The organism is Micromonospora sp. NPDC047074 (assembly GCF_040643815.1).
Lineage (GTDB): Bacteria > Actinomycetota > Actinomycetes > Mycobacteriales > Micromonosporaceae > Micromonospora.
Genome location: NZ_JBEYVB010000037.1, coordinates 41,186 through 63,891, shown reverse-complemented (window position 1 = coordinate 63,891; position 22,706 = coordinate 41,186). Strand labels below are relative to the sequence as shown.

Genomic DNA, 22,706 nt, shown 5'->3' with positions numbered 1-22,706 from the left:
GTGTTGATTCCCCCCGCGGGCAGCGGCCCCTGGTACTGGCACCTCCTGGCGGGACAGCTGCGTGACCGGGGGCACGACGTGGTGGCGGTCGACCTGCCGTGCGACGACGACTCGGCGGGGCTGGCGGAGTACGCCGACGCGGCCGTCCGAGCCATCGGGGACCGTACGGACCTGGTCGTCGTGGCCCAGTCGTTCGGCGCGTTCACCGGCCCACTGGTGTGCGACCGGGTCGACGCCGAGCTGCTCGTGCTGCTGACCCCGATGGTGCCCGCGCCCGGTGAGTCGCCGGGCGAGTGGTGGGAGAACACCGGCCACGCGCACGCCAGGCAGGCCCAGGCCGAGCGCGAGGGCTGGACGGCGGAGCAGAACGAGGATCCCGGCGTCATCTTCTTCCACGAGTTGCCGCCGCGGCTGGTCGAGGAGGCCATGGCGAACGCCCGGGACCAGTCGGGGACGCCGTTCGGCAAGCCCTGGCCGCTCGACGCCTGGCCCGGGGTGCCGACCCGGGCGCTGCTCTGCCGGGGGGACCGCTTCTTCCCGATCGACTTCCTGCGCAAGCTGGTGTCCGACCGGCTCGGCAGCACGCCCGACGAGATGGACGGCGGGCATCCCGTGGCCCTGAGCCGGCCGCGGGAGCTGGCCGACCGGCTGGAGGAGATCCGGCGGGAGGTCTGCGGGGTCGCCGGCTCCACGCCGACCCGCCGGCGGTGACCGCTGCGCCGGGCGGCCGGATTCGGGGCCGGCCGCCCGGCGCGGCCGGTGCGCGGGGCTCTGTCGGTCAGCCGGCGCGGTTACCCGGTGCCGGCCCCGGGTAGGGGTGCGGCATGGCGGAACTGGCGACCCTCTGGATCGTGCGGCACGGCGAGAGCACGGCGAACGTGGCGGCCACGGCGGCCGAGACATCCGGCGCCGAGCTGATCGACCTCACCCACCGGGACGCCGACGTGCCGTTGAGCCCGACCGGTGCGGAGCAGGCCCGGGCCACCGGGCGGTGGCTGGCCGGGCTGCCCGAGGGCCACCGGCCGGACGTGGCGGTGGTGTCGCCGTACCTGCGGGCGGTGCAGACCGCCGAGCTGGCGCTGGCCGGCACCGGGATCCCGCTCAGCCGCGACGAGCGGCTGCGCGACCGGGAGCTGGGCATCCTCGACGGGTTGACCGGGCACGGGGTGCGCCGGCGCCACCCGCAGGAGGCGGACCGCCGGGACCGGCTCGGCAAGTTCTACTACCGGCCGCCGGGCGGTGAGTCCTGGACCGACGTGGCGCTGCGCCTGCGCACCCTCCTCGGCGACCTACGCCGCGACCACGAGGACCGACGCGTGCTGCTGTTCGGCCACGACGCCCTGGTCTTCCTGGTCCGTTACCTGGTGGAGGGGCTCACCGAGACGGAGCTGATGGCGCTGACCCGCGAACACGTCATCGCCAACTGCTCGATCACCGGCTGGTCCGCCGGGACGGACGGCCGGCTCACCCCGGACGTGTTCAACGACGTCAGCCACCTGCGGGAGCAGGGCGCCCGACCGACCAGGGAGGACGAGGTCCATGCCGAACCGGTCTGACACCCGGGTGATCACCCCCGGGCTGCTGCGGGACTGGGCACTGCCCGTGCCGACCGGCGGCAAGGAGGCCCGGGGCACGGTGCTGGTGGTCGGCGGCTCGCGGTTCACCCCCGGTGCGGTGCTGCTCGCCGGCGTGGCCGCGCTGCGGGCCGGGGCCGGCGTGCTCCAGCTCGCCGCCGCCGAGTCCACCGCCGCCACGCTGAGCATCCAGGTGCCCGAGGCACTGGTGGTGGGGCTGCCGGAGACCGCCGACGGCGCGATCGCGGGCCGGCCCGGCAAGCTGCTCGGTGAGCTGGTGGCGGAGGCGGACGTGGTGGCCGTCGGCCCCGGCCTGAAGGACGTCGACGAGACCGGCCGGCTGCTGCGCCTGGTGCTCGACACGGCCGGCCCGGAGACGGCGCTGGTGCTCGACGCGTACGCCCTGGGTGCCCTCAGCCACGCCCCGGACCTGCTGGTCGGCTCCGGGCGGCCGGCGGTGCTCACCCCCAACCTCACCGAGGCCCGGCACCTGCTCGGCCGGGAACCCGGCGACGACCTGGACGCCGAAGCGATCGAACTGGCCCGCCGCTACGACGTGGTCGTCTCGCTCTACGGTCACATCGCCACCCCCGACGGCCGGAGCTGGCGGGAGGAGAGCGGCGACGCCGGCCTCGGCACCTCCGGCAGCGGGGACGTCCGCGCCGGGTTGCTGGCGGGCCTGCTGTCGCGGGGCGCGGAGCCGGCGCAGGCCGCGTGCTGGGCGGCGTTCGCCCACGCGGTGAGCGGTCAGCGGCTGGTCCCCCGGTTCGGCCGGATCGGGTTCCTCGCCCGGGAGTTGCTCGACGAGATCCCGCACACCCTCGCCACCGTCTGACGCCCTCATCCGGCGCCGCGTGTAACGCCACGCGGCGCCGGGGCGCTGGGGTTTGCGGAGGCGTGCGTCCCGCCCGCCTCCCGCCGTGGTCGCTCCCCGCCAGGGGGCGTACCCAGGCTGAAAGAACAGCCCCCTGGGAGTCTGTGTGAAGAACCTCAGTCGCAAGACACTGGCTGCCGCGTCCGCAGTGACGCTCGGTGTCGGCCTCGCCGTCACCGGCGGGCTGGCCCCGGCGGCGTCGGCCGCCGGGCCGGACACCACGTTCCTGGTGCTCGCCCCGCAGGGTGCCAGGACCGACAAGGCGGCAGCCCGCGTGGCCGCCGCCGACGGCACCGTGGTGGCCAGCTACGACCAGATCGGCGTGCTCGTCGTCCGGTCGACCAACCCCGACTTCGTCACGGACGTGGCGGGCGCGGGCGTCGACTCGGTGGCGTCCACCGCCGGCCTGGGCTCCGCTCTCGACGAGGGCGAGACCGTCGAGGTCTCCGCGGCCGAGGCGGCGAAGGCGGCCAACACGACCGCCGACCCGACCAAGGAGCCCCTCTACGGTCAGCAGTGGGACCTGCCGATGATCGACGTCCCGCAGGCCCACGCCGTCAACGCCGGCCGTGCCGACGTGGTGGTGGGCGTGCTGGACAGCGGCATCTCCTCCAGCCACCCCGACCTGGCCGGCCAGATCGCGAAGGACAAGAGCGCGTCCTGCCTCGGTGGGGTTGCCGACACCACCGAGTCCGCCTGGAACCCGACCAACTCCGACCACGGCACCCACGTGGCCGGGACCATCGCCGCCGCCGTCAACGGCGTCGGCGTGGCCGGTATCGCTCCGGGCGTCAAGGTGGCCGCCGTCAAGGTGGTCAACAACGACGGCTACATCTTCCCGGAGGCCGCGGTCTGCGGGTTCCTGTGGGCCGCCGAGCACGGCATGCGGGTCACCAACAACAGCTACTACATCGACCCGTGGCAGCTGAACTGCCGCAACGACGCACGCCAGCGTCCGGTGTGGCAGGCGGTCCAGCGGGCGCTGCGTTACTCGCAGAGCAAGGGCGTGCTGCACGTGGCGTCCGCGGGTAACTCGAACTACGACCTCGCCCACAAGGTCACCGACACGGGCAGCCCGAACAACGGGACGCCCGAGCAGCGCGCGAACCTCACCAACGCCTGCCTCGTCCTGCCGGGCGAGGCGCCGGGTGTGGTCACGGTGTCGGCGGTCGGCCCGACCGGGGAGAAGAGCTACTACTCCTCGTACGGCCAGGGCGTGGTCGAGGTGACGGCGCCGGGTGGCGACACCCGCTTCCGTACCCAGGGTGTCAGCTCGACCCTCACCGACGGCATCCTGTCCACCACCTTCAACACCGCCACGAGGACCAACGGCTGGGGCTTCAAGCAGGGCACCTCGATGTCCTCGCCGCACGCCGCCGGCGTGGCCGCCCTGGCCGTCTCGGCCCACCCGGGCATGACGTCCAGTCAGCTGTCGGCCTTCCTGGGCAACACCGCCGAGGCGATTTCCTGCCCCGGTGGCGTCTACAACCCGGTGCCGCTGATCGCGGCCGGCCCGAACGCCTACGACGCGACCTGCTCCGGCGGCGCGCGCAACGGCTTCTACGGCGCCGGCATGGTCAACGCGTACAACGTGGTGAAGTAACAGCACGGCACGACCCGTGGTGGGGCCCGGCGGTGATCCGCCGGGCCCCACCCGTTTTCGCTGCTACGGCAGGGGTACGGAGGGAGGCGTCAGCCGAGCCCAGCGAGGAGGTCAACGGTGTCTACCGATGCCATCGTCCTGTTGAAAGAGGACCACAAGGAGATGCGTCGCCTGTTCAAGGCCTTCCAGGAGGCCGAGGAAGGTCCGGCGGCGCGCCGGCAGAAGCTGGTGAACGAGATCCTGGAGGCCCTCACGGTCCACACCTACCTGGAGAACGAGGTGATGTACCCCGAGGTCCGCAAGCTCCTGCCCGACCTGGAGGACGACATCCTCGAGTCGTACGAGGAGCACCACGTCGCCGACGTGCTCTGCGCCGAACTGTTCGCCATGGACGCCACCGACGAACGCTTCACCGCCAAGACCACGGTGCTGATCGAGAACGTGCTGCACCACGTCGAGGAGGAGGAGCAGGAGTGGTTCCCGAAGGTCCGCGAGGCGCTCGGCCGCAAGCAGCTCCAGGAGATCGGCGAACGGATGATCGAGCTGCGCGCGGACGCGCCGCGCAAGCCGACCGACCCCAAGGCGATCAAGAAGTCGCTGGACGCCGTGGCGGCCTGAGCGGACGGGTTCCGGGCCCCGGCACGCCGGGGCCCGGCGTCACGCCGGGGGCGCGGGCAGGATCCGCCGCAACGCCGGGGGCGCGGACCGGGGCTGCCACTCCCGCGGGTAGCCCACCGAGACCTCCTCGAACCGCACCCCGTCGTGCCAGGTCGTCCGGGGAATGTGCAGGTGGCCGTAGACCACCGCGGCGGCGTCGAAGCGCAGGTGCCAGTCGGCGGTGGACTCCGTCCCGCACCACTGGGCGAAGATCGGATAGCGCAGGACGCGGGTCGGCTCGCGCAGCAGGGGCCAGTGGTTGACCAGCACGGTCGGCATGCCGGGCTCCCGCTCGGCGAGGCGCCGCGCGGTCTCGGCGACCCGGGCGGCGCACCACGCCGACCGGCTCGGGTACGGGTCGGGGTGCAGCAGGAACTCGTCGGTGCAGACGACCCCCACCCGGTACGCCTCCTCCAGCGCCGCCTCGGGGGTGTCGAACCCGTCCGGGCGCCAGCTGTGGTCGTAGAGCAGGAACAGCGGCGCCACCAGCACCGGGCCGCCCTCGCCCCGCCACACCGGGTACGGGTCCTCCGGGGTCAGCACGCCCAGCCGTCGACAGGCGTCGACCAGGTACGCGTAGCGGGCGGCACCGCGCAACGCCACCGGATCGGCCGGTGGGGTCCACAGCTCGTGGTTCCCGGGCACCCAGATCACCCGGGCGAACCGGCTGCTGAGCAGCTCAAGCGCCCACTCGACGTGGGCAACGGTGTCGCCCACGTCCCCGGCGACCAGCAGCCAGTCCCGCGGCGACCCGGGGTGCAGCCCCTCGAGGACCGCCCGGTTGTCCCGGTGCCCGACGTGCAGGTCACTGATGGCGAGCAGGCTGCCGCCCTCGCCGTCCTCCCCCGCCATGCCGCTGATCCTAGGCAGTGGCGGGCCGGCCCGCGACGCCCGTACCGGCCACACCGCCCGGCGGGGCGGCCGGGGCCGGCGACCCGGTAGGATCGGCACGGGCCGTGACTGGCGCGTAGGGATGGAGCACCATCGGGAAGCGGTCCCGTCATGAGGACGCATGCCGAGCGCCTGGGCCTTCCGTACGTCACTGGAGGTCGCATGTCGCCGCTGAACGCCGAATCCACCGCCTTCCGCAGCGCCCTCGAGGTGATCCGCGCCGTCGAGCCACGGGTCGCCGACGCCATCGGCGCGGAGCTCGCCGACCAGCGCGAGTCGCTCAAGCTCATCGCCAGCGAGAACTACGCCTCCCCCGCCACCCTGCTGGCCATGGGCAACTGGTTCAGCGACAAGTACGCCGAGGGCACCGTCGGCCGCCGCTTCTACGCGGGCTGTCAGAACGTCGACACGGTCGAGGCGCTCGCCGCCGAGCACGCCCGGGAGTTGTTCGGCGCCGCCCACGCGTACGTGCAGCCGCACTCCGGCATCGACGCCAACCTCGTCGCCTTCTGGGCGATCCTGGCCGACCGGGTGGAGTCCCCCGCGCTGAGGAAGGCGCAGGTGCGGCAGGTCAACGACCTGACCGAGGCGGACTGGTTCGCGCTGCGCCGGGAGCTGGGCAACCAGCGGATGCTCGGCATGTCGCTGGACGCCGGCGGCCACCTCACCCACGGTTTCCGGCCGAACATCTCCGGCAAGATGTTCGACCAGCGCAGCTACGGCACCGACCCGGTCACCGGCCTCGTCGACTACGACAAGGTCGCCGGGGCGGCCCGCGAGTTCAAGCCGCTGATCCTGGTGGCGGGCTACTCGGCGTACCCGCGGAAGGTCAACTTCCGGATCATGCGGGAGATCGCCGACTCGGTCGGCGCCACCTTCATGGTCGACATGGCGCACTTCGCCGGGCTGGTCGCCGGCAAGGTCTTCACCGGCGACTTCGACCCGGTGCCGCACGCGCACATCGTCACCACGACCACGCACAAGTCGCTGCGCGGGCCGCGCGGCGGCATGGTGCTCTGCCAGCCCGAGCTGGCCGACCAGGTCGACCGGGGCTGCCCGATGGTGCTCGGCGGCCCGCTGCCGCACGTGATGGCCGCCAAGGCCGTCGCCCTCGCCGAGGCGCGGCGTCCCGACTTCGCCGACTACGCCCAGCGGATCGTCGACAACGCCCAGGCCCTCGCCGAGGGGCTGCTGCGCCGGGGCGGCAAGCTGGTCACCGGCGGCACCGACAACCACCTGGTGCTGATCGACGTCTCCGGTTACGGGCTGACCGGCCGGCAGGCCGAGCAGGCGCTGCTCGACTCCGGCATCGTCACCAACCGCAACTCGGTGCCGCAGGACCCGAACGGCGCCTGGTACACCTCCGGCATCCGGATCGGCACCCCGGCGCTGACCACCCGGGGGCTGGGCGCCGCGCAGATGGACGAGACGGCCGAGCTGATCCACACCGTGCTCAGCCAGACCAGGCCGGGCGCGAACCCGGACGGCACGCCGTCGAAGGCCAAGTACGTCCTCGACGCCGCCGTCGCGGAGCGGATCAGCAAGCAGGCCAGCGACCTGCTGACCGGCTTCCCGCTCTATCCGGCCGTCGACCTCGGCTGAACCGCGCCACCCCGACGCCCCCGCCCGGCCCCGCCGCGCGGGGGCGTCGCATTCCGGCCGGCCCCATTCGGGCGCTGGTGGTCCGGTCAGTGCGCGCGGTGGCGCAGGGCGCGGAGGCGGTGCAGGACGTCGGTGCCGCCCCGGCCGAAGTGGTCGTGCAGGGTCCGGTACTCGGCGTACAACTCGTCGTAGGCGGCCGCCCGGGCGGGGTCGGGGCGCCAGGTCTCGCGCCGGGCGGCACCCATCGCCGCCGAGGCGGCCGGCACGTCCGGGTACGCCCCGGCGGCGGCCGCCGCGTGGATGGCCGCGCCCAGCGCCGCCGGGTGCTCGGCGTCGAGCACGTGCAGGGGCCGGCCGAGCACGTCGGCGTAGATCCGCAGCAGCAGCCGGTTGCGGGTCAGCCCGCCGGCGACGGTCAGCTCGTCGACGGCGACCCCGGCGGCGGTGAACGCGTCGACCACGGTCCGGGCGCCGAAGGCGGTGGACTCCAGCAGCGCCCGCCAGATCTCCTCCGGCCGGGTGGCCAGGGTCAGCCCGACCAGCACGCCGCTGAGCTCGTGGTCCATCAGCACCGAGCGGTTGCCGCTGTGCCAGTCCAGGGCCAGCAGGCCGTGGCCGCCCACCGGCTGGTCGGCGGCGAGGGCGTCCAGCAGCTCGTACGGGCTCAGGCCCCGGCGGCGCGCCTCGTCGGCGAAGCCGGCCGGCAGGGCGTTGGCGGCGTACCAGGCGAAGATGTCGCCGACCCCGCTCTGCCCGGCCTCGTAGCCCCAGGCACCGGCGGTGACGCCCCCGTCGACCACGCCGCAGACGCCGGGCACCTCGCGGTACGCGGCCGCGTTCATGATCAGACAGGTGGAGGTGCCGAGCACCGCGAGCATCCGGCCGGGCTCGACCGAGCGGGCCGCCGCGGCGGTCACGTGCGCGTCGATGGCCCCGACGGCGACGGCGGTGCCCGCCGGCAGCCCGGTCCACCGGGCCGCCTCGGCGGTCAGCCCGCCGGCCCGGGCGCCCAGCGGCGCGAGCGGGCCGTCGACGCGGGGCAGCAGCCCGTCGAGGCGGGGGTGCAGGGCGCGCAGGAACTCCGCCGACGGGTACCGCCCGTCCTGCCGCAGCCCCTTGTAGCCGGCGGCGGAGACGTTGCGGGTCTCCCGGCCGCAGAGCTGCCAGACCAGCCAGTCCGTGGTCTCGACGAAGCGTTCCGCCCGATCGAAGACCTCCGGGTCCTCCTCCAGCACCTGCAGTACCTTGGCGAGCTGCCACTCGGCGGAGACCCGGCCGCCGTAGCGGGGCAGCCAGCTCTCGCCGCGCGCGGCGGCCACGTCGTTGATCCGGGCGGCCTGCCGCTGGGCCGCGTGGTGCTTCCACAGCTTCGGGTACGCGTGCGCCCGGCCGGCCAGCTCGGGCAGCTCGCAGAGCGGGGTGCCGTCGGCGCGGGTGGGCAGCATCGTGCAGGAGGTGGCGTCGACGCCGATGCCGAGCACGTCCCCGGGGCGGACCCCGGCGGCGCGCAGCGCGGCCGGCACCGCGACGCGGAACACCTCGCGGTGGTCGTCGGGGTGCTGCAACGCCCAGTCCGGCGGCAGCGGCGTCCCGTCGGGCAGCCGCTCGGTGATCACCCCGTGCCGGTACGCGTGCACGGCCTCGCCCCGCACGCTGCCGTCAGCGACGTCGACCACCACGGCCCGGCCGGAGAGGGTGCCGAAGTCGACTCCGACGACGTACCGGGGTGGGCTGGCTGCCGGTTGCGCCACCGCTGCTCCTCCCGCCACGACGCGCCGGCGCCCGGGGTGGGCGGCCGGTCAGCGACGGCGGCAGGAAACGCTAGCAACAACCGTGACGGTGGATGCGGTGCCGGGCGGGACCGGCCGACGATGGACTCCTGGGCCGGCAGGCTCAGCCGACGGGGCGCTTCAGGTGGTAGCGGTGCACCTCGGTGCTGCCCTGGACGTTGTTCACGTCCTCGGCGGCCGAGACCAGCTCCCAGCCCTCCCGGCCGGCCCGGTTGAGGTGCGCGATCGCCGTGTCGCCGTACGCGGTGATGTCCCGGCGCGACCCGTCCGGGCCGTACCAGGTGAAACTGACATGAAAGTTGCGGCCCTGCCCCTGATAACGGCGGACCAGCAACGCGTACTCCCAGGCGACCATGGTGTCCATTATGAGTGTCCACGCTGGACGACAAAACACGGGCAGTCGCGGATTGCCGTGTGGTGAACGCGGTGTGTCATCCCACGGCGGTCGCCCGGCGGGCCGTCTCGTCGGTGACCAGGGCGGCAAGCCGGTCCAGCCCCAGGTCGATCTGCTCGGGGGTGACCGCGCTGACCGACAGCCGCAGCGCGTCCACCGGGGCGGTGTCGTCGTAGAAGTGCGCCATCGGCGTCCAGAGCAGCCCGTACTCGCGGGCGGAACGGTGCAGCAGCGCGTCGTCGACCGCGAACGGCACGGTGACCACGACGAAGAACCCGCCGGTCGGGACGTTCCAGCGCACCGGGGACGTGCCCGCCGGGAACCGCCGGGCCAGCCCGTCGACCAGGTGACGCAGGTTGCGGGTGTACGCGGCCCGTTCCCGGGCGGTGGCCGCCACGAGGCTGCACCCGTGCTCCAGCAGCGCGCCCCCGACCACGGCCTGGGCGAGCGGCGAGGTGTTCACCGTGACCATGCTCTTGATCTTCGCGAGCTGGTCGGCGAGCAGGCCCACCGCGCCGTCGGGACCGCCCACGCGCTGGTCGGCGACCACGTATCCGACCCGGGCGCCGGGCAGCACCGTCTTGGCGAACGAGCCCAGGTAGACCACCCGCCGGGCGGTGTCCAGCGCCTTGAGCGTGGGCAGCCGACCGGCGTCACCGGCGGGGAAGAGCCCGTACGGGTTGTCCTCCAGCAGCAGCAGGTCCTCCTCGGCGGCCAGGTCGAGCAGCCGCCGCCGGTCCGGCAGGCCGAGGCTGACGCCGGACGGGTTGGCGAAGTCGGGCATCACGTAGCAGGCGCGCGGGCGCAACCCCGCCGCCCGGGCCCGGCGCACCTGGCCGCGCAGGTCGGGCAGGTCGACCCCGGTCGGGCCGGCGGCCACCGGCCACACCGGCAGGTCCAGCAACCGGGCCGCCCCGGTCAGCCCCACGTACGTCGGGGCGACGGCGAGCAGCACGTCACGCGGATCGGCCCGCAGCGCCCGCAGCACCAGGAACATCGCCTCCTGGCAGCCGACGGTCACCACGACCGCCTCCGGGTCGACCGTCATCTGCTCGTCGACGGCGAGGTGGCGGGCGACGAGGTGATGCACGACGCCCTTGGTGCGGCCGTACTGGAACAGGGTCCGGTGCACCTGCGCGGGGCTCTGGCCGAGGTCGTCGACCAGGTGCCGGCGGAACGTCTCCAGGTGCCGGTGCGGCGCCGCGACGTCGAAGAACTCCTCGTACGGCCGGCCGGCCGCCAGCGACACCGCGTCGGGGTAGTGCTGGGCCACCTCGTTGAGGAAGTTCATCGAGTTCAGCGCCGGGTCGTCGACCGCCGGATGCAGGTCGGCGACGTGCAGGTCCACCGCCTCGGCCACCGCTCAGCCCGCCGTCAGCACGCGCAGCTCGCGGGCCTCCTCGGGGCGGGCGCAGCCGGCCAGCGCCAGGGCGTCGCGGAACTCCCCGGCCAGCAGCGCCAGCGCCGCGCGCGCCCCGGCCCCGCCGCCGGCGGCGAGCGCCCACAGCATCGGCCGGCCGACCAGCACCCCGCGCGCGCCGAGGGCGAGCGCCCGCAGCACGTCGACGCCGCCGCGCACGCCGCTGTCCAGCAGCACCTCGCACCGGTCGGCCACCGCCGCCACCACCTCCGGTAGCACGGTGGCGGTGGCCGGCGCGCCGTCGAGCTGCCGGCCGCCGTGGTTGGAGACCACCACCGCGTCCGCGCCCGCGGCCACCGCGAGTTCCGCGTCACGCGGGTCGAGGATGCCCTTCACCACCAGCGGCAACGCCGTCCGGCCCCGCAGCCAGTCCAGGTCCGCCCAGGTCAGCGCCGGCGCGAACACCTCTCCGGTGTGCGCCGCGACGGCCGAGACACCCGGCGTGGCGACGTGTGCGAGCGCGTCCCGCCCGGCCGGCAGGTTCGCGGCGACCACGTGCGGCGGGATGGCGAACGTGTTGCGTACGTCGCGCAGCCGCCGCCCGAGGATCGGCACGTCGACGGTGACGGTCAGCGCGCTGCACCCGGCCGCGTGTGCCCGGTCCAGCAGGTCCTCGACGAGGGCCCGGTCCCGCAGCCAGTAGAGCTGGAACCAGACCGTCCCGCCGGCCGCCGCGATCTCCTCGATCGGCACGCTACTCAGCGTGCTGGCGACGTACGGCACGCCGGCCGCCCCGGCCGCCGCCGCGAGCGCCGGCTCGCCGTCGGGGTGCACCAATCGCTGGTACGCCATCGGCGCCACCGCCACCGGCATGGCGCAGGCGGTGCCGAGCAGCCGCGTCCCGGTGTCCGGGGCGGGTACGCCGCGCAGCACCCGGGGCAGCACGGCGACCCGGTCCAGGGCCCGCCGGTTCGCGGCGAGGGTCGTCTCCGTGCCACTGCCGCCGTCGACGAAGTCCCACACGTCGGCGGGGAGCACCGCCCGGGCGGTCGCGGCGAAGTCGGCCAGCGAGGCGGGCGCGGGCGGCTCGCCCGGCTCGGCCGGCGGTCCCGGCCCGTCGGCGGGCGGGCCGAAACGTTCGCGGAGGAACGCGGCGGCCTGGTCCTGGGCGCGTCGGCCGTCGTCGAACGCGCCGGGCATGGCGAAGAAGCCGTGGACCATGCCGGCGTACCGGGTGTGGACGGTCGGCACCCCGGCGGCGCGCAGCCGGTCGGCGTACCGCTCCCCCTCCCCGCACAGCGGGTCGTGCTCGGCGGTGATCACCAGCGCCGGGGGCAGGCCGGTCAGGTCGTCGGCGAGCAGCGGCGACGCCAGCGGGTGCCGGGCGTCGGCGGCGTCGGCGAGGTAGTGGCCCCGGTACCAGGCGACCGAGCGGCGGTTGAACAGCAGCGGGTCCTCGCCGGTGCCGTCGGGTGCGGCGGTCTGGTCGGTGTTCGGGTACACCAGCAGTTGGGCGGCGAGGCGGGGCCCGCCGCGCTCCCGCGCCAGCAGGGTGACGGCGGCGGCGAGGTTGCCCCCGGCGCTGTCCCCGCCGACGGCCACCCGCTCGGGGTCGACGCCGAACTCCTCCGGGTGCTCGACGATCCAGCGGGTGGCCGCGTGGCAGTCGTGCACGGCCGCCGGGAAGCGGTGCTCCGGGGCCAGCCGGTACCCGACGGTGACCACCTGGCAGGGCACCGCGTTGGCCAGCCGCCGGCAGATGCCGTCGGCCGTGTCGACGCTGCCCAGCGTCCAGCCGCCGCCGAAGAAGTAGACCAGGGTGGGCAGCGGTCCGTGTCCCGCCGGCCGGTGGATCCGCACCGGCAGGTCCCCGGCGGGGCCGGGCACGCACGTGTCGCGTACCTCGTGCACCGGCTCGACCGCGCCGCCGCCGGCGCGGATCGCGGCGAGGTCGGCGGCGCGGGCCTCGGCCAGGGTCTGGGTGTACAGCGGCGGGGTGCCGGCCGCCTCACGGGCGGCCCGGTACGCCGCCACCTGCGGGTGCACGCTCATGCTGCTGGCCTTTCGTTCGCGACTGCGGGGCTCGCAAGCTCACTCCTCGCGCTCACAAGGCTGGCCTTTCGCTCGCGACTGCGGGGCTCGCAAGCTCACTCCTCGCGCTCACAAGGCTGGCCTTTCGTTCACGACTGCGGGGCTCGCAAGCTCACTCCTCGCGCTCACAAGGCTGGCCTTTCGCTCGCGACTGCGGGGCTCGCAAGCTCACTCCTCGCGCTCACGCGGTTCCTCCTCGGGTGTGGACCAGCAGCTTGTCGACGCCCCGCAGGAACGGCTGCCGCTGAAGACCGGCGGCGCGGGCGGCGGAGTTCGCCCGCCGCCCGCGGCGGTGTCACAGGCCGAGCAGGCGCAGCGGCACGGCGTCGGCCAACGCCTGGTTGCCGGCGTCGTTGGGGTGGATGTGGTCCCCCGAGTCGTACGCGGGCAGCAGCCGGCTCGGCTGCGCCGGATCCCGCAGCACCCGGTCGAAGTCGAGCAGCCCGTCGAACTCGCCGCTGGCGCGCAGGTACGCGTTCACCGCCTGCCGGGTGGCCTCCTTCTCGGGCGTCCACACCCCCGGGTTGCCGTGCCCCTCGTACGGGGTCAGCGTCGTCACCAGGCTGCGCAGACCGCGCGCCTTCACCTGCTGGTTGATCTGCCGCAGCGAGGCGATGATCTGCTCGGCGGAGTCGCCCGACATCCAGATGTCGTTGATGCCGAGTCCGGTGATCACCGTACGGGCGTCGGTCTGCGCGAAGACGTCCTCGTCGAGCCGGGCGAGGGCGTTGGGCCCCAGCTCGTGGTAGCCGGGGAAGCCGCCCGCGCCGGGCTCGGTCCCCTCGTGGTTGAGCCGGTTGCCGGCGAGGCTGAGGTTGAGCACGCCCGGGGTGCGGACGTCCGGGCGGGCGTCGACGAGGCGGTCGGCGAGCAGGTCCGGCCAGCGCTTGTTGGCGTTGACGGTGCTGCCGTTGCCGTCGGCGATGGAGTCGCCGAGGACCACCACCGAGCCGGGGCTGTGCCGCCGCTGCACGTCGATGCCGGACAGGAAGAACCAGCAGCAGTTGGGTCGGATCGTGAAGCCCGCGCCGCCGGCCGCGGACGTCAGGTCGGTGGCCCCGATGTAGGTGGTCTGCCGGGACTGGCCGTGGAAGGTCACCGGCCCGGTGGGGGTCGGGAAGTGCACCGTCAGCACCAGGTCCTGCTGGTCGCCGACGGGCAGCGCGACCGGGTCGCTGACCAGCTCGGCGCCCCGGTTCATGGTGGCCGAGGTGGCGCCGCCGAAGGTCAGCACCCGCAGGGTCGAGGTGTCGATGTCGGACAGGTCGTCGGGGGTCGCGGTGTTCGGCTTGGCCACGGTCGCGCGGCCGACCCGGACGGCCTGCTCGCCGTAGGAGTTGCTCAGCCGCACCCGGAACTGCGGCCCGCCGACGGTGGTGTGCACGACCATCCGTACGCTCTGGTCGTTCAGTCCGGTGTTGGTCAGGCCGGTCGCGTTTCCCCTGGTGACCGCCGCCGCCCAACTGCCCGCCCAGACCGTGCGCTGGCGGGCCGACTCGGCGTCCGACGGGCCGGCGCTCGCCACCATCGCCGGGGTGCCGGCGACGAGCAACGTGGCGGCGGACGCGATGACATGCCATCTCTTCGGGGTCGACATGGAACCTCCATCGTTGGCAGCCCAGGGCCGTCCGCTGACGGCACCGCCTGGACGATGGTCCAGAAACCTAGCCGTCCCTTTTCGCGACCGTCAATCAACCTGATCGACGTGATCAAATGTCCACCGGTCCGCCCCGACCGACGTTCAGGCCCTGTCCGGTGACGGTCGGTGGTGCCTACGCTCACCCACAGCGGCGGCGCGGTCGTGCGAGGCGTCCGCCGTGCCGTCTCCCGGGTCGCCGGGACGGCCGGCCTCTCCGCCGATGGGAGGATGTCGGATGACCGACCGACCGGAACACCGCACCGGCTACGTGCACCACGCGCTGGAGCTGTTCGAAGGCTTCGGCGACCGGGATGCGCTGGTCGGCGGCGGGCGCCGGCTCAGCTACACCGACGTCGCCGCGCGGGTGCGCGGGCTCGCCGCGGCCCTGCGCCGGCACGGCGTACGGCCGGGGGACGCGGTGCTGCTCGCGCTCGGCAACCCGGTGGAGGGGCCGCTGGTGCAGCTCGCCCTGCACCTGCTGGGCTGCCGGACGATGTGGATCGCCCCGGTCACCTCCCGCCGGGAGGTGGCCGAGTTCGTCCGGCTGGCCCGCCCTGACGCGTTCGTCTACGACGCCCGTGACCCGGCCAGCCTGGGCCCGGAGCTGGCCGCCGGGCTGCCCGGCGTACCCGTGCTCTGCCTCGGCCCGGGCGGCGCGGGCCCGGACCTCGTCGCCGATGCCGACTGCACCGGGGCGGGCCAGACCGCCCCGGACGACCCTCTCGCCGACGTGCCGGTGCCGGAGTCGTTCCTCCAGACCAGCGGCACCACCGGCACCCCGAAGCTGGTGCACCACCGGGAGAGCTTCTACGCGCAGATCCTCGCCCTGGCCGCCGACTTCCGGGCCGCCGGGTACCCCCTGCTGCGGCACCTGTCGCACTCGCCGATGTGGCTGGCCAGCGGCCAGATCACCACCCTGTTCAACCTGTTCACGGGCGGGGTGCTGTTCCCCCGCGACGGCTGGGACCCGGCCGGGTTCATCGACACCGTCGGGCGGGAGCGGATCAACTCCACCTTCGTCACCCCGCCGATGCTCTACGAGGTGCTCGACCATCCGGCGCTGGACGGCGCGGACTTCTCCGCCATGTTCATGTTCAACGTGGGCGCCGGGCCCGCCGCGCCCGCCCGGTTGCGCCAGGCGATCGCCCGCTTCGGCCCGGTGCTGCGCATCGTGTACGGCCTCAGCGAGGCGGTCGTGGTCACCGCCCTGCCCGGGCTGACCGACGACCCGGCGCACCCGCAGCGGCTGCTTTCCTGCGGGCGGCCCTACGGCGACGTGCGGGTGCAGATCCGCGCCGGGGACGGCACGGTGCTGCCGCCCGGCGAGAACGGCGAGGTGTGGGTGCACACCGACCTGCGCTTCGCCGGCTACCACGGCCAACCGGAGCTGACCGCCGAGACGCTCGTCGACGGCTGGGTGCGCACCCGCGACGTCGGGCACGTCGACGCCGACGGCTACCTCTACCTGGTCGACCGGCTCGCCGACCGGATCCTCACCCGCAGGCGGAGCTGGCCGATCTACTCCCGCCCGATCGAGGACGTCCTGGCCGGGCACCCGCAGGTACGGGCCGCCGCGGTGATCGGCGTGCCCGACGACACGGCCGGCGAGCTGCCGTACGCCTTCGTGGTGCCGGCGCCCGGCGCGACGGTGACCGCCGGGGAGCTGATCGACCTGGTGACCGCCGAGCTGAGCGACACCTGGGCGCCGGGCGGGATCGAGTTCGTGGACCGGTTGCCGCTCAACCGCTCCGCCAAGGTGGACAAGCGCGCGCTGCGGGCCCGGTACGCCGCGGACCATCCGACGGCCGTCGCGCACCCGGAGGCGTCGATCGGCAGCCTGGCGTGACCCCCCGGCGGGAACTGACCGTCCTGGTCGCCGCCGACCTGATCTCCAACCTGGGCAGCCGCGTCTCGGTGGTGGCCATTCCGTGGCTGGTGCTGGAGACCACCGGCAGCCCGGCGAAGATGGGCGTGGTGGCCGCCGCCGAGACGCTGCCCTACCTGCTCTCCAGTGCCCTGGGCACGCCCTGGGCGGACCGGATCGGGCTGCGCCGCACCTCGATCCTGGCCGACGTGGGCAGCGCCGGCCTGATGGTGGCGGTCGCCCTCACCCCGTGGCTCGGGTTCGGCGCGCTGGTCGCGCTGGTCGCCGTGGTGGGCGCGCTGCGGGGCGTCGGCGACCGGGTCAAGAACGTGATGTTCCGCCCGGCCGCCGAGGCCGCCGGGGTGCGGTTGATCCGGCTGACCGCCGTCCACGACGGGCTCGGCCGGCTGGTCACCCTGCTGGGCGCGGGGCTGGGCGGGCTGCTCGTCTGGTGGTTCGGGGTGACGCAGGCGATCCTCATCGACGCCGCCACCTTCGCCTGCTGCGCCCTGCTGGTCGGCCTCCTGGTCCGCCCGCCGGCCGCCCCGGCCACGCCGGCCCAACCGGAGGGCTACCTGCGCGCGCTCGCCGCCGGGTTCCGTCACCTGGGCCGCGACCGGATGCTGCTCACCATGCTGCTGGTCGTCTCGGCGCTGAACATGGCGGTCAACGCGAGCGTCGCGGTCTACATCCCGCTCTGGGTGGCCGACGTGTTGCGCGGCCCCGCCGGGCTGGGCCTGGTGCTCGGGGCGTTCTCGGCGGGCGCGCTGGTGGGGAACCTGCTGTTCACCGCGTACGGGCCCCGGCTGCCCCGGTATCTCACCTTCGTGGTCGGGGCGGCGGTCGGCGGCGCGCCCCGGCTGCTGGTCCTGGCGCTGAGCGAGGAACTGGCGGTGGTGCTGGCGGTCACGTTCGCGTCCGGCATCGGCATCGCGGCGGTCAACCCGCTGCTCGGGGTCGCGATCTACGAGCGGGTGCCGGCCGAGTTGCAGACCCGGGTGATCGGGCTGGCCGGGTCGCTGGCGTTCGCGGGCCTGCCGCTGGGCGCGTTGCTGGGTGGCTGGTCGGCGACCGCGCTCGGTCTGGTCCCCGCCCTGCTGGCCATGACGGCGTTCTGCCTCGCCGTCACCCTGCCGCCGCTGCTGCCCGGGCTGCGCCCGCACTCGGCTGCCGCACCCGCTGGGCGGGAACCGCGTGTCGTGGGTCGGGCGTAGGGTCGGGCGCCTCGCGGCGGCCCACCGAACCGGCCGGCGGGCGTAGGCCGGCGGCCCACAGCATTCCGCGCGCGCCTCCTCAGCCGCTCGCGGTGAAACAGCGTCGAGCTGACACTGGTCGCAGGGCGATCGCATCCCTGCCGCTCGACCGGACGAAACGTCGTTCACGCGCACTCCGTGGTTTCTGGCGTACCCGCGAGGGCCGCAGCCTGCGGTGGTCGACCTCGGTCAGCGTGCGGTTGTGGTGCAAGGGGCGGCGTCATCTCGCCGGTTGGCGACACCGCTGCCGTATTTCGCTCGGCCTTGCGCCGCTTCATGGGGCGGTGGGCGGCGCCGACTGCGGAAGCCAGACAGATCGCGGCGGCGGCGATGAGCGTCAGGCGGTCGCCGAGGTGGACGGTGGCGGCGCCGAGCGGGATTGCCAGCGCGAGAGGGCCGAACATCACGGTGTTCGCGGTGCCGGACACTCGGCCGAGCATCGCTGTCGGCGTGTGCGTCTGCACTGCGCTCACCGCGGCGACCAGCGCCCAGGGCAGGCCGATGCCAGCGATGACGGAGGCGGCAACCGTGCCGGGCCACCAGGGCAGGCAGCGCACCAGGCAACTGACGGCGAAGAGCGTCGTGCCGGCGACGCCCACGGTGGCCGGGCTCCACCGGGCGATGAGCCGGCCGACGACGAGGCCGCCGACGACAGACCCGGCCCCCTGCGCGCTGAGCAGCACGCCGAGGAACGTGGCCGGTAGGCGCAGATCCGTGGTGACGATCGCGTAGTTGGCGGCGGTCGTGAATCCGGACATGGCGATCGACACGGCGGCGAGCACGACGGTGACGCGCGTCGCCTGCTGTGCGAACAGGACGGTGAGCCCCGCGCGCAGGCCGCGGGGCCGAGCGGTTGGCGGGAAGGAGGGCATCCGCTTCAGCCGCACGGCCGCGTACAGGGTGGCGACCAAGACCGGCATCGCCGCGCTGAGCAGGACGACAGCGTGACCCCCGCGCCACGCGTAGAGGCCTGCGCCGGCCATGGGCGCCACGACCTTCATGCCCTCCTGGGCACTCGAACGCCAGCCGTTGACGTCTCCGAGTTCCGTGGGCGACAGCGCGGAGGGCAGCAGCGCCGTCTCGCCCGCGTCGATCAGCACGTAGCTGACACCGTAGGCGCAGGACACCAGGAAGATGAGCCACGTCTGGCCTGGCCCCCGCACCGCGAGGAGACTGAGCAGGACGGCGGACAGTGCGAGGTTGACTGCCATGACCAACGACCGCCTCGACGCCCGGTCGAGCGGGCCTCCCAGCCAGAAGCCGCCGAGAACTGGGGCATACACGCAGAGCCCGGTGAGGGCCGCGAGGCTGGTGGAACCTGTGAGGTCCAGGATCCAGATCCCGGCCACCAGTGACATGGCGCTGCTGCCGAAGCCCGACAGCAGCGAGATCGCTGTGAACAGCACGGCGTTGCGGCGCACGAGTCCTCCACGGTTGAGCCGTAGCGACTCAGATCCTCAACCTTGAGCGGAGGTCAGGCAATATCGCCAGAGTCTGTCAATGTGCCGTTGACAGAAGGTCTTCCAACCTCGTCGCGGCAGCCCGCGCCAGCGCTGGCAACCGTTCACCTCCCGCCTCAGCCAGGTCGACCGCGAGGAGCGACGCCAGCGCGTACAGCGAGCCCGGATCGGCGTCGCGGGCCACTTCCGCGGTCTTCCTCACGAGAGCCGCACGGCGGAACCGCTCATCCCACCGCCTGTCCGCGTCGATCCACCGTTGGAGGTCGGCGACCGCACTCCGGATCGCCGCGATCCGTGTCGAGTACCCGAGATCCCGTTCTTGCCGCCACGACCGTCGCGCCGCCACCAGGCGCTGCCGGCGCTGCTCCGCGGCCTGCCGACTGCTGAGACCGAGAGCGGCAGCGATCTGAGCCCACGTCGCACCCAGGTGACGTGCGCGGTCGATCAGTTCCAGCTCCCGCTCATCCAGCCGCGCGCGATCGACTGCGATATCGGACAACTGGCTCAGCTCGGGCGTCATCTGTCAACGCTACATTGACAATCTGATGACGCGTCACCGGGCGGGGCGGCTCAGGTACGGCCGGTGGCGGCGGGGACGACCTGCTCCCGGCCGCAGTTCGGGCAGCGCACCTGGGTTCCGGCGGTCGCACCCCGCAGCCGCAGCCGCTTGCCGCAGCCGCACCCGAGCAGCCGCTCGGGTGCGGCGGCCCGCAGGTAGTCCGCGCGGTCCCGCCGGGGCCAGCGTCCCCCGCACCGGTGGCACCGCTTCGGCGGATAGCTGTGGAACCACGCAAGCCCGAACGCCCCCACGAGGGCCACGGCGGCCGGAACCAGCGGTCCCGTCAGTGCCACCAGCCCGGCGGGCAGACCGGCGAGCCCGTCCTCGGCGACCCGGTGGGCCGCCACCAGCACGGCCGCCGGCAGCCCCAGGAAGGCGAACGTGAAACCGAGCGCGAACGTGCAGAGGCTCAGCAAAAACACCACCTGCATACCGGCAGGCGCCCAGCGGGCCACGCCGTAGCCGCCGCAGCGCGGGCAGTTCGGTGGGGCGGCGTGCGGCACCGACCGCAGCAGCGGCGGCGCGATCCGCCCGACGACCTGCTGGAGGAGGAACTCGACCAGTTTCGTGGCGACGGCCTGGACCAGCGCGTTCAGCATCTCTGCCTCCTCCGGGGCGGCGTCGCGGCCTCGGCGCCATCGTCCGGGCCCCGGGGCAGCCCGGCCGGGCCGCCGCGCCGACCCACCCGGCGGGAGACGACAACCCGACAGCACCGCCGTGGCGCCCGAGCCGAGGAGCACGAGCACCGACGGCGACGTCGCGTCGGCCGCGACGCCACCGAGCGCGATGGTGCCTGGTGCGACGAGGTGGACGGTGGTGCGGTTGATCGTCAGGTGCGCGTGAGGACGACGAGTTGCCGGGTCGCCCGGGTCATCGCGACATAGCGGTCCACGGCTCCTTCGACGCCCTCGCCGAACGCCTCCGGGTCGACGAGGACGACCAGGTCGAACTCGAGCCCCTTCGACAGCGCCGGGGTCAGCGACCGGACGCGGGTCGTCGCCCGGAAGGTGGGATCGCCGATGACGCAGGCGGTGCCGTCGGCGTGCGCGGCGAGCCAGGTGTCGAGGATCGCGCCCAGCTCCGCGGCGGATCCGCGTACGACGGGGGTGTCGCTGCTGCGGATGGAGGTCGGCACGTTGGCGTCCGGGAGCACGGCCCGGATGACCGGCTCGGCTTCCGTCATGACCTCTGCCGGCGTCCGGTAGTTGATGCTCAGGGCGGCCAGGTTGACCTGGTCGAACCCGATCCGTTCGAGCCGCTCCCGCCACGACTCCGTGAACCCGTGTCTGGCCTGGGCGCGGTCGCCGACGATGGTGAAGCTGCGGGACGGGCAGCGGAGCAGCAGCATCTGCCACTCGGCGTCGGTCAGTTCCTGAGCCTCGTCCACGACGATGTGCGCGAACGGGCCGGCCAGCAGGTCCGGGTCGGCGCTGGGCAGCACGCTCTCGTCGACCAGGGCGTCCTGGAAGTCCTCGCCGCGCAGCATCGTCACCAGGCCCATGCCGTACTCGTCGTCGACGGCCTCGATCAGGTCGTCGACGACCCTGGTCATCCGCTCCCGTTCGGCGGCGACGGCGACGTCGTGCCGGCGTTTGCGTCGTGCCGCCTCCGGGTCGCCGAGCCGTTGCCGGGCCGCGTCGAGCAGGGGCAGGTCGGACACCGTCCAGGCCTGGGCGTCCACGCGCTGCAACCGCTGGATGTCGCCGGGGCTGAGCCAGGGCGCGCACCTGCGCAGGTAGGCGGGCACCGACCACAGGTCTCCGACGAGGTCAGCCGCTTCGAGCAGCGGCCAGGCCCGGTTGAAGGCCGTGCGCAGCTCCGTGTTGCGCAACAGCGACCGGCGGAGCAGCTCGGCCGGTTCGTCGCCGTCGTGCCTGTCCATCAGGATCGTGAGCAGTTCCTCCCAGATCACCTCGCGTGCCTCGTTGTGCGGGGTGCCGGGTTCCACCGCGTCGAAGGCCTCGGCCCAGTCGTCGGCGCTCAGCCAGACGTCGGACTCGTCGGTGGTGAGCGTCATGCCCCTGGTCGGCGGCTCCTCGTAGAACCTGACGGCCGTCTCGACCGCCTTCACCATGGCGGCGGACGACTTCAGCAGGGCCACCTCCGGGTCGGTCTCGATCGCCGCCGCCGCTCCCTCGGCGACCAGGTCCCGCAGGGTGCAGGTCTGCACGCCCTCCTCGCCGAGGCTGGGCAGGACGTCGGCGACGTAGGCCAGGTACGGCTCGTGCGGCCCCACGAACAGCACCCCGCCCCGGCGGTGCCCGAGACGCGGGTCGGAATAGAGGAGGTACGCGGTGCGGTGCAAGGCGACGACGGTCTTGCCCGTACCCGGACCGCCGTCGACGACGAGCGCGCCGCGGGAACCGGCGCGGATGATCGCGTCCTGGTCGGCCTGGATGGTGCCGAGCACGTCCCGCATCCGGTTCGACCGGCTGCTGCCCAGGCTGGCGACGAAGGCGGACTGGTCGTCCAGCGCGGCGTGCCCCGCGAGCCCGTCCGGGGTGAACACCTCGTCCCAGTAGTCACTGATCCGGCCACGGGTCCAGCGGTACCTGCGGCGGCTCGCCAGACCCATCGGGTTGGCATGGGTCGCTCCGAAGAACGGCTCCGCCGCGGGGGAACGCCAGTCGAGCAGCAGCCGACGACCCGCGCCGTCGGTGAGGCCGAGTCGTCCGACGTACCCGGGCTCGGGGTCGTCCTCGCCGACCATGCGCCCCAGGCACAGGTCCAGACCGAAGCGACGCAGGGCGCGCAGGCGGGCGGTCAGCCGGCGGATCTCCATGTCCCGGTCCATCGCCGCCTGGCCGATGCCGCCGGGCGCCCGGCGCTCGGCGTCGAGGCGGTCGGACAGGTCGGCGATCGACTGTTCGAGGCTCTCCGCGATGGCCGCGAAATGCTGCTCGTCACCGGCGATCAAACTCGGGTCGGCCTTGGGAGAGAGGTGGTCCGGAAGATCGAACGCGCTGGTGGTCGGTGAATTCACCTCATCGGTTCCGTCCGAGGTTTCCGGTGACAACGAATACATTTCGCCACTTCCCATTCCGCATCGCCTGGCTTCGGCCGACGATTCTGCGGCATGCTCCGGGTCTTGCCAC

Annotated in this window: 18 protein-coding genes, 1 pseudogene and 1 riboswitch; of the genes and pseudogenes, 8 read left to right on the top strand and 11 right to left on the bottom strand. The window is 73.8% G+C overall.

Annotated features, from left to right (window positions below):
- The 5 genes from ABZ809_RS28495 (at position 1) to ABZ809_RS28475 (ending at position 4,669) form a co-directional block, all read left to right on the top strand.
- Positions 1 to 711, top strand: a complete 711-nt coding sequence (locus ABZ809_RS28495; protein ID WP_357565696.1) for an alpha/beta hydrolase — start codon at positions 1 to 3, stop codon at positions 709 to 711.
- A 113-nt stretch (positions 712 to 824) separates the two neighbouring features.
- On the top strand, positions 825 to 1,556 hold the full coding sequence (locus ABZ809_RS28490) for a histidine phosphatase family protein (protein ID WP_357565695.1): 732 nt from the start codon (positions 825 to 827) through the stop codon (positions 1,554 to 1,556).
- The gene (locus ABZ809_RS28485; RefSeq protein WP_357565694.1) at positions 1,540 to 2,409 is read left to right on the top strand and encodes an NAD(P)H-hydrate dehydratase; all 870 of its coding nucleotides are present in this window, start codon (positions 1,540 to 1,542) and stop codon (positions 2,407 to 2,409) included. Before ABZ809_RS28490 ends, ABZ809_RS28485 begins: the two co-directional genes overlap by 17 nt.
- A gap of 145 nt (positions 2,410 to 2,554) precedes the next feature.
- Positions 2,555 to 4,051 carry a S8 family serine peptidase gene (locus ABZ809_RS28480; RefSeq protein ID WP_357565693.1) on the top strand — a complete coding sequence of 499 codons (1,497 nt, stop codon included), beginning with the start codon at positions 2,555 to 2,557 and terminating at the stop codon, positions 4,049 to 4,051.
- Between the two features lie 117 nt (positions 4,052 to 4,168).
- Positions 4,169 to 4,669, top strand: a complete 501-nt coding sequence (locus tag ABZ809_RS28475; protein ID WP_357565692.1) for a hemerythrin domain-containing protein — start codon at positions 4,169 to 4,171, stop codon at positions 4,667 to 4,669.
- Positions 4,670 to 4,708: 39 nt separating this feature from the next.
- Here ABZ809_RS28475 and ABZ809_RS28470 read toward each other — a convergent pair whose 3' ends face one another.
- Complete coding sequence (locus tag ABZ809_RS28470; RefSeq protein ID WP_357565691.1) at positions 4,709 to 5,560, bottom strand: metallophosphoesterase; 852 nt, start codon at positions 5,558 to 5,560, stop codon at positions 4,709 to 4,711.
- Between the two features lie 94 nt (positions 5,561 to 5,654).
- Positions 5,655 to 5,744: riboswitch (ZMP/ZTP riboswitch) on the top strand.
- A gap of 17 nt (positions 5,745 to 5,761) precedes the next feature.
- On the opposite strand from ABZ809_RS28470, the gene ABZ809_RS28465 reads away from it, so the two are divergent.
- Positions 5,762 to 7,201, top strand: coding sequence for a glycine hydroxymethyltransferase (locus ABZ809_RS28465; RefSeq protein ID WP_357565690.1), 1,440 nt, complete (start codon positions 5,762 to 5,764; stop codon positions 7,199 to 7,201).
- Positions 7,202 to 7,287: 86 nt separating this feature from the next.
- Here ABZ809_RS28465 and araB read toward each other — a convergent pair whose 3' ends face one another.
- The 6 genes and pseudogenes from araB to ABZ809_RS28435 form a co-directional block, all read right to left on the bottom strand.
- Positions 7,288 to 8,952 carry a ribulokinase gene (araB, locus tag ABZ809_RS28460; RefSeq protein WP_357565689.1) on the bottom strand — a complete coding sequence of 555 codons (1,665 nt, stop codon included), beginning with the start codon at positions 8,950 to 8,952 and terminating at the stop codon, positions 7,288 to 7,290.
- A gap of 142 nt (positions 8,953 to 9,094) precedes the next feature.
- Positions 9,095 to 9,355, bottom strand: coding sequence for a hypothetical protein (locus tag ABZ809_RS28455; protein WP_357565688.1), 261 nt, complete (start codon positions 9,353 to 9,355; stop codon positions 9,095 to 9,097).
- Between the two features lie 67 nt (positions 9,356 to 9,422).
- Positions 9,423 to 10,745 (bottom strand): PLP-dependent aminotransferase family protein, encoded by a 1,323-nt coding sequence (locus ABZ809_RS28450; RefSeq protein ID WP_357565687.1) that lies wholly within the window; start codon positions 10,743 to 10,745, stop codon positions 9,423 to 9,425.
- A 3-nt stretch (positions 10,746 to 10,748) separates the two neighbouring features.
- The gene (locus ABZ809_RS28445) at positions 10,749 to 11,813 is read right to left on the bottom strand and encodes an alpha-hydroxy acid oxidase (protein WP_357565704.1); all 1,065 of its coding nucleotides are present in this window, start codon (positions 11,811 to 11,813) and stop codon (positions 10,749 to 10,751) included.
- A 63-nt stretch (positions 11,814 to 11,876) separates the two neighbouring features.
- Positions 11,877 to 12,797: pseudogene (locus ABZ809_RS28440) on the bottom strand (alpha/beta hydrolase); the annotation flags it as partial.
- Positions 12,798 to 13,131: 334 nt separating this feature from the next.
- Positions 13,132 to 14,406 (bottom strand): SGNH/GDSL hydrolase family protein, encoded by a 1,275-nt coding sequence (locus tag ABZ809_RS28435; protein WP_357565703.1) that lies wholly within the window; start codon positions 14,404 to 14,406, stop codon positions 13,132 to 13,134.
- Positions 14,407 to 14,710: 304 nt separating this feature from the next.
- On the opposite strand from ABZ809_RS28435, the gene ABZ809_RS28430 reads away from it, so the two are divergent.
- Complete coding sequence (locus ABZ809_RS28430; protein ID WP_357565686.1) at positions 14,711 to 16,321, top strand: AMP-binding protein; 1,611 nt, start codon at positions 14,711 to 14,713, stop codon at positions 16,319 to 16,321.
- Positions 16,318 to 17,553, top strand: a complete 1,236-nt coding sequence (locus ABZ809_RS28425; protein WP_357565685.1) for an MFS transporter — start codon at positions 16,318 to 16,320, stop codon at positions 17,551 to 17,553. The genes ABZ809_RS28430 and ABZ809_RS28425 overlap by 4 nt, the downstream gene beginning before the upstream one ends.
- Before the next feature lie 164 nt (positions 17,554 to 17,717).
- Here the strand turns inward: ABZ809_RS28425 and ABZ809_RS28420 are convergent, their stop codons facing one another.
- The 4 genes from ABZ809_RS28420 to helR all read right to left on the bottom strand — a co-directional run bounded on the left by ABZ809_RS28420 (position 17,718) and on the right by helR (position 22,636).
- Positions 17,718 to 19,013, bottom strand: a complete 1,296-nt coding sequence (locus ABZ809_RS28420) for an MFS transporter (RefSeq protein WP_357565684.1) — start codon at positions 19,011 to 19,013, stop codon at positions 17,718 to 17,720.
- A 76-nt stretch (positions 19,014 to 19,089) separates the two neighbouring features.
- Positions 19,090 to 19,572, bottom strand: a complete 483-nt coding sequence (locus tag ABZ809_RS28415) for a hypothetical protein (RefSeq protein WP_357565683.1) — start codon at positions 19,570 to 19,572, stop codon at positions 19,090 to 19,092.
- A 50-nt stretch (positions 19,573 to 19,622) separates the two neighbouring features.
- Positions 19,623 to 20,210 carry a hypothetical protein gene (locus tag ABZ809_RS28410; RefSeq protein ID WP_357565682.1) on the bottom strand — a complete coding sequence of 196 codons (588 nt, stop codon included), beginning with the start codon at positions 20,208 to 20,210 and terminating at the stop codon, positions 19,623 to 19,625.
- Between the two features lie 230 nt (positions 20,211 to 20,440).
- Positions 20,441 to 22,636, bottom strand: coding sequence for an RNA polymerase recycling motor ATPase HelR (helR, locus tag ABZ809_RS28405; protein ID WP_357565681.1), 2,196 nt, complete (start codon positions 22,634 to 22,636; stop codon positions 20,441 to 20,443).
- Positions 22,637 to 22,706: the final 70 nt, after the last annotated feature.

Excerpts from the sequence above, each read along its gene's own strand:
- ABZ809_RS28490 (WP_357565695.1), top strand. The coding sequence starts at position 825 with ATGGCGGAACTGGCGACCCTCTGGATCGTGCGGCACGGCGAGAGCACG.
- ABZ809_RS28485 (WP_357565694.1), top strand. The coding sequence starts at position 1,540 with ATGCCGAACCGGTCTGACACCCGGGTGATCACCCCCGGGCTGCTGCGG.
- ABZ809_RS28470 (WP_357565691.1), bottom strand. The coding sequence starts at position 5,560 with ATGGCGGGGGAGGACGGCGAGGGCGGCAGCCTGCTCGCCATCAGTGAC.
- ABZ809_RS28465 (WP_357565690.1), top strand. The coding sequence starts at position 5,762 with ATGTCGCCGCTGAACGCCGAATCCACCGCCTTCCGCAGCGCCCTCGAG.
- ABZ809_RS28455 (WP_357565688.1), bottom strand. The coding sequence starts at position 9,355 with ATGGACACCATGGTCGCCTGGGAGTACGCGTTGCTGGTCCGCCGTTAT.
- ABZ809_RS28430 (WP_357565686.1), top strand. The coding sequence starts at position 14,711 with ATGACCGACCGACCGGAACACCGCACCGGCTACGTGCACCACGCGCTG.
- ABZ809_RS28415 (WP_357565683.1), bottom strand. The coding sequence starts at position 19,572 with ATGACGCCCGAGCTGAGCCAGTTGTCCGATATCGCAGTCGATCGCGCG.
- ABZ809_RS28410 (WP_357565682.1), bottom strand. The coding sequence starts at position 20,210 with ATGCTGAACGCGCTGGTCCAGGCCGTCGCCACGAAACTGGTCGAGTTC.
- helR (WP_357565681.1), bottom strand. The coding sequence starts at position 22,636 with ATGTATTCGTTGTCACCGGAAACCTCGGACGGAACCGATGAGGTGAAT.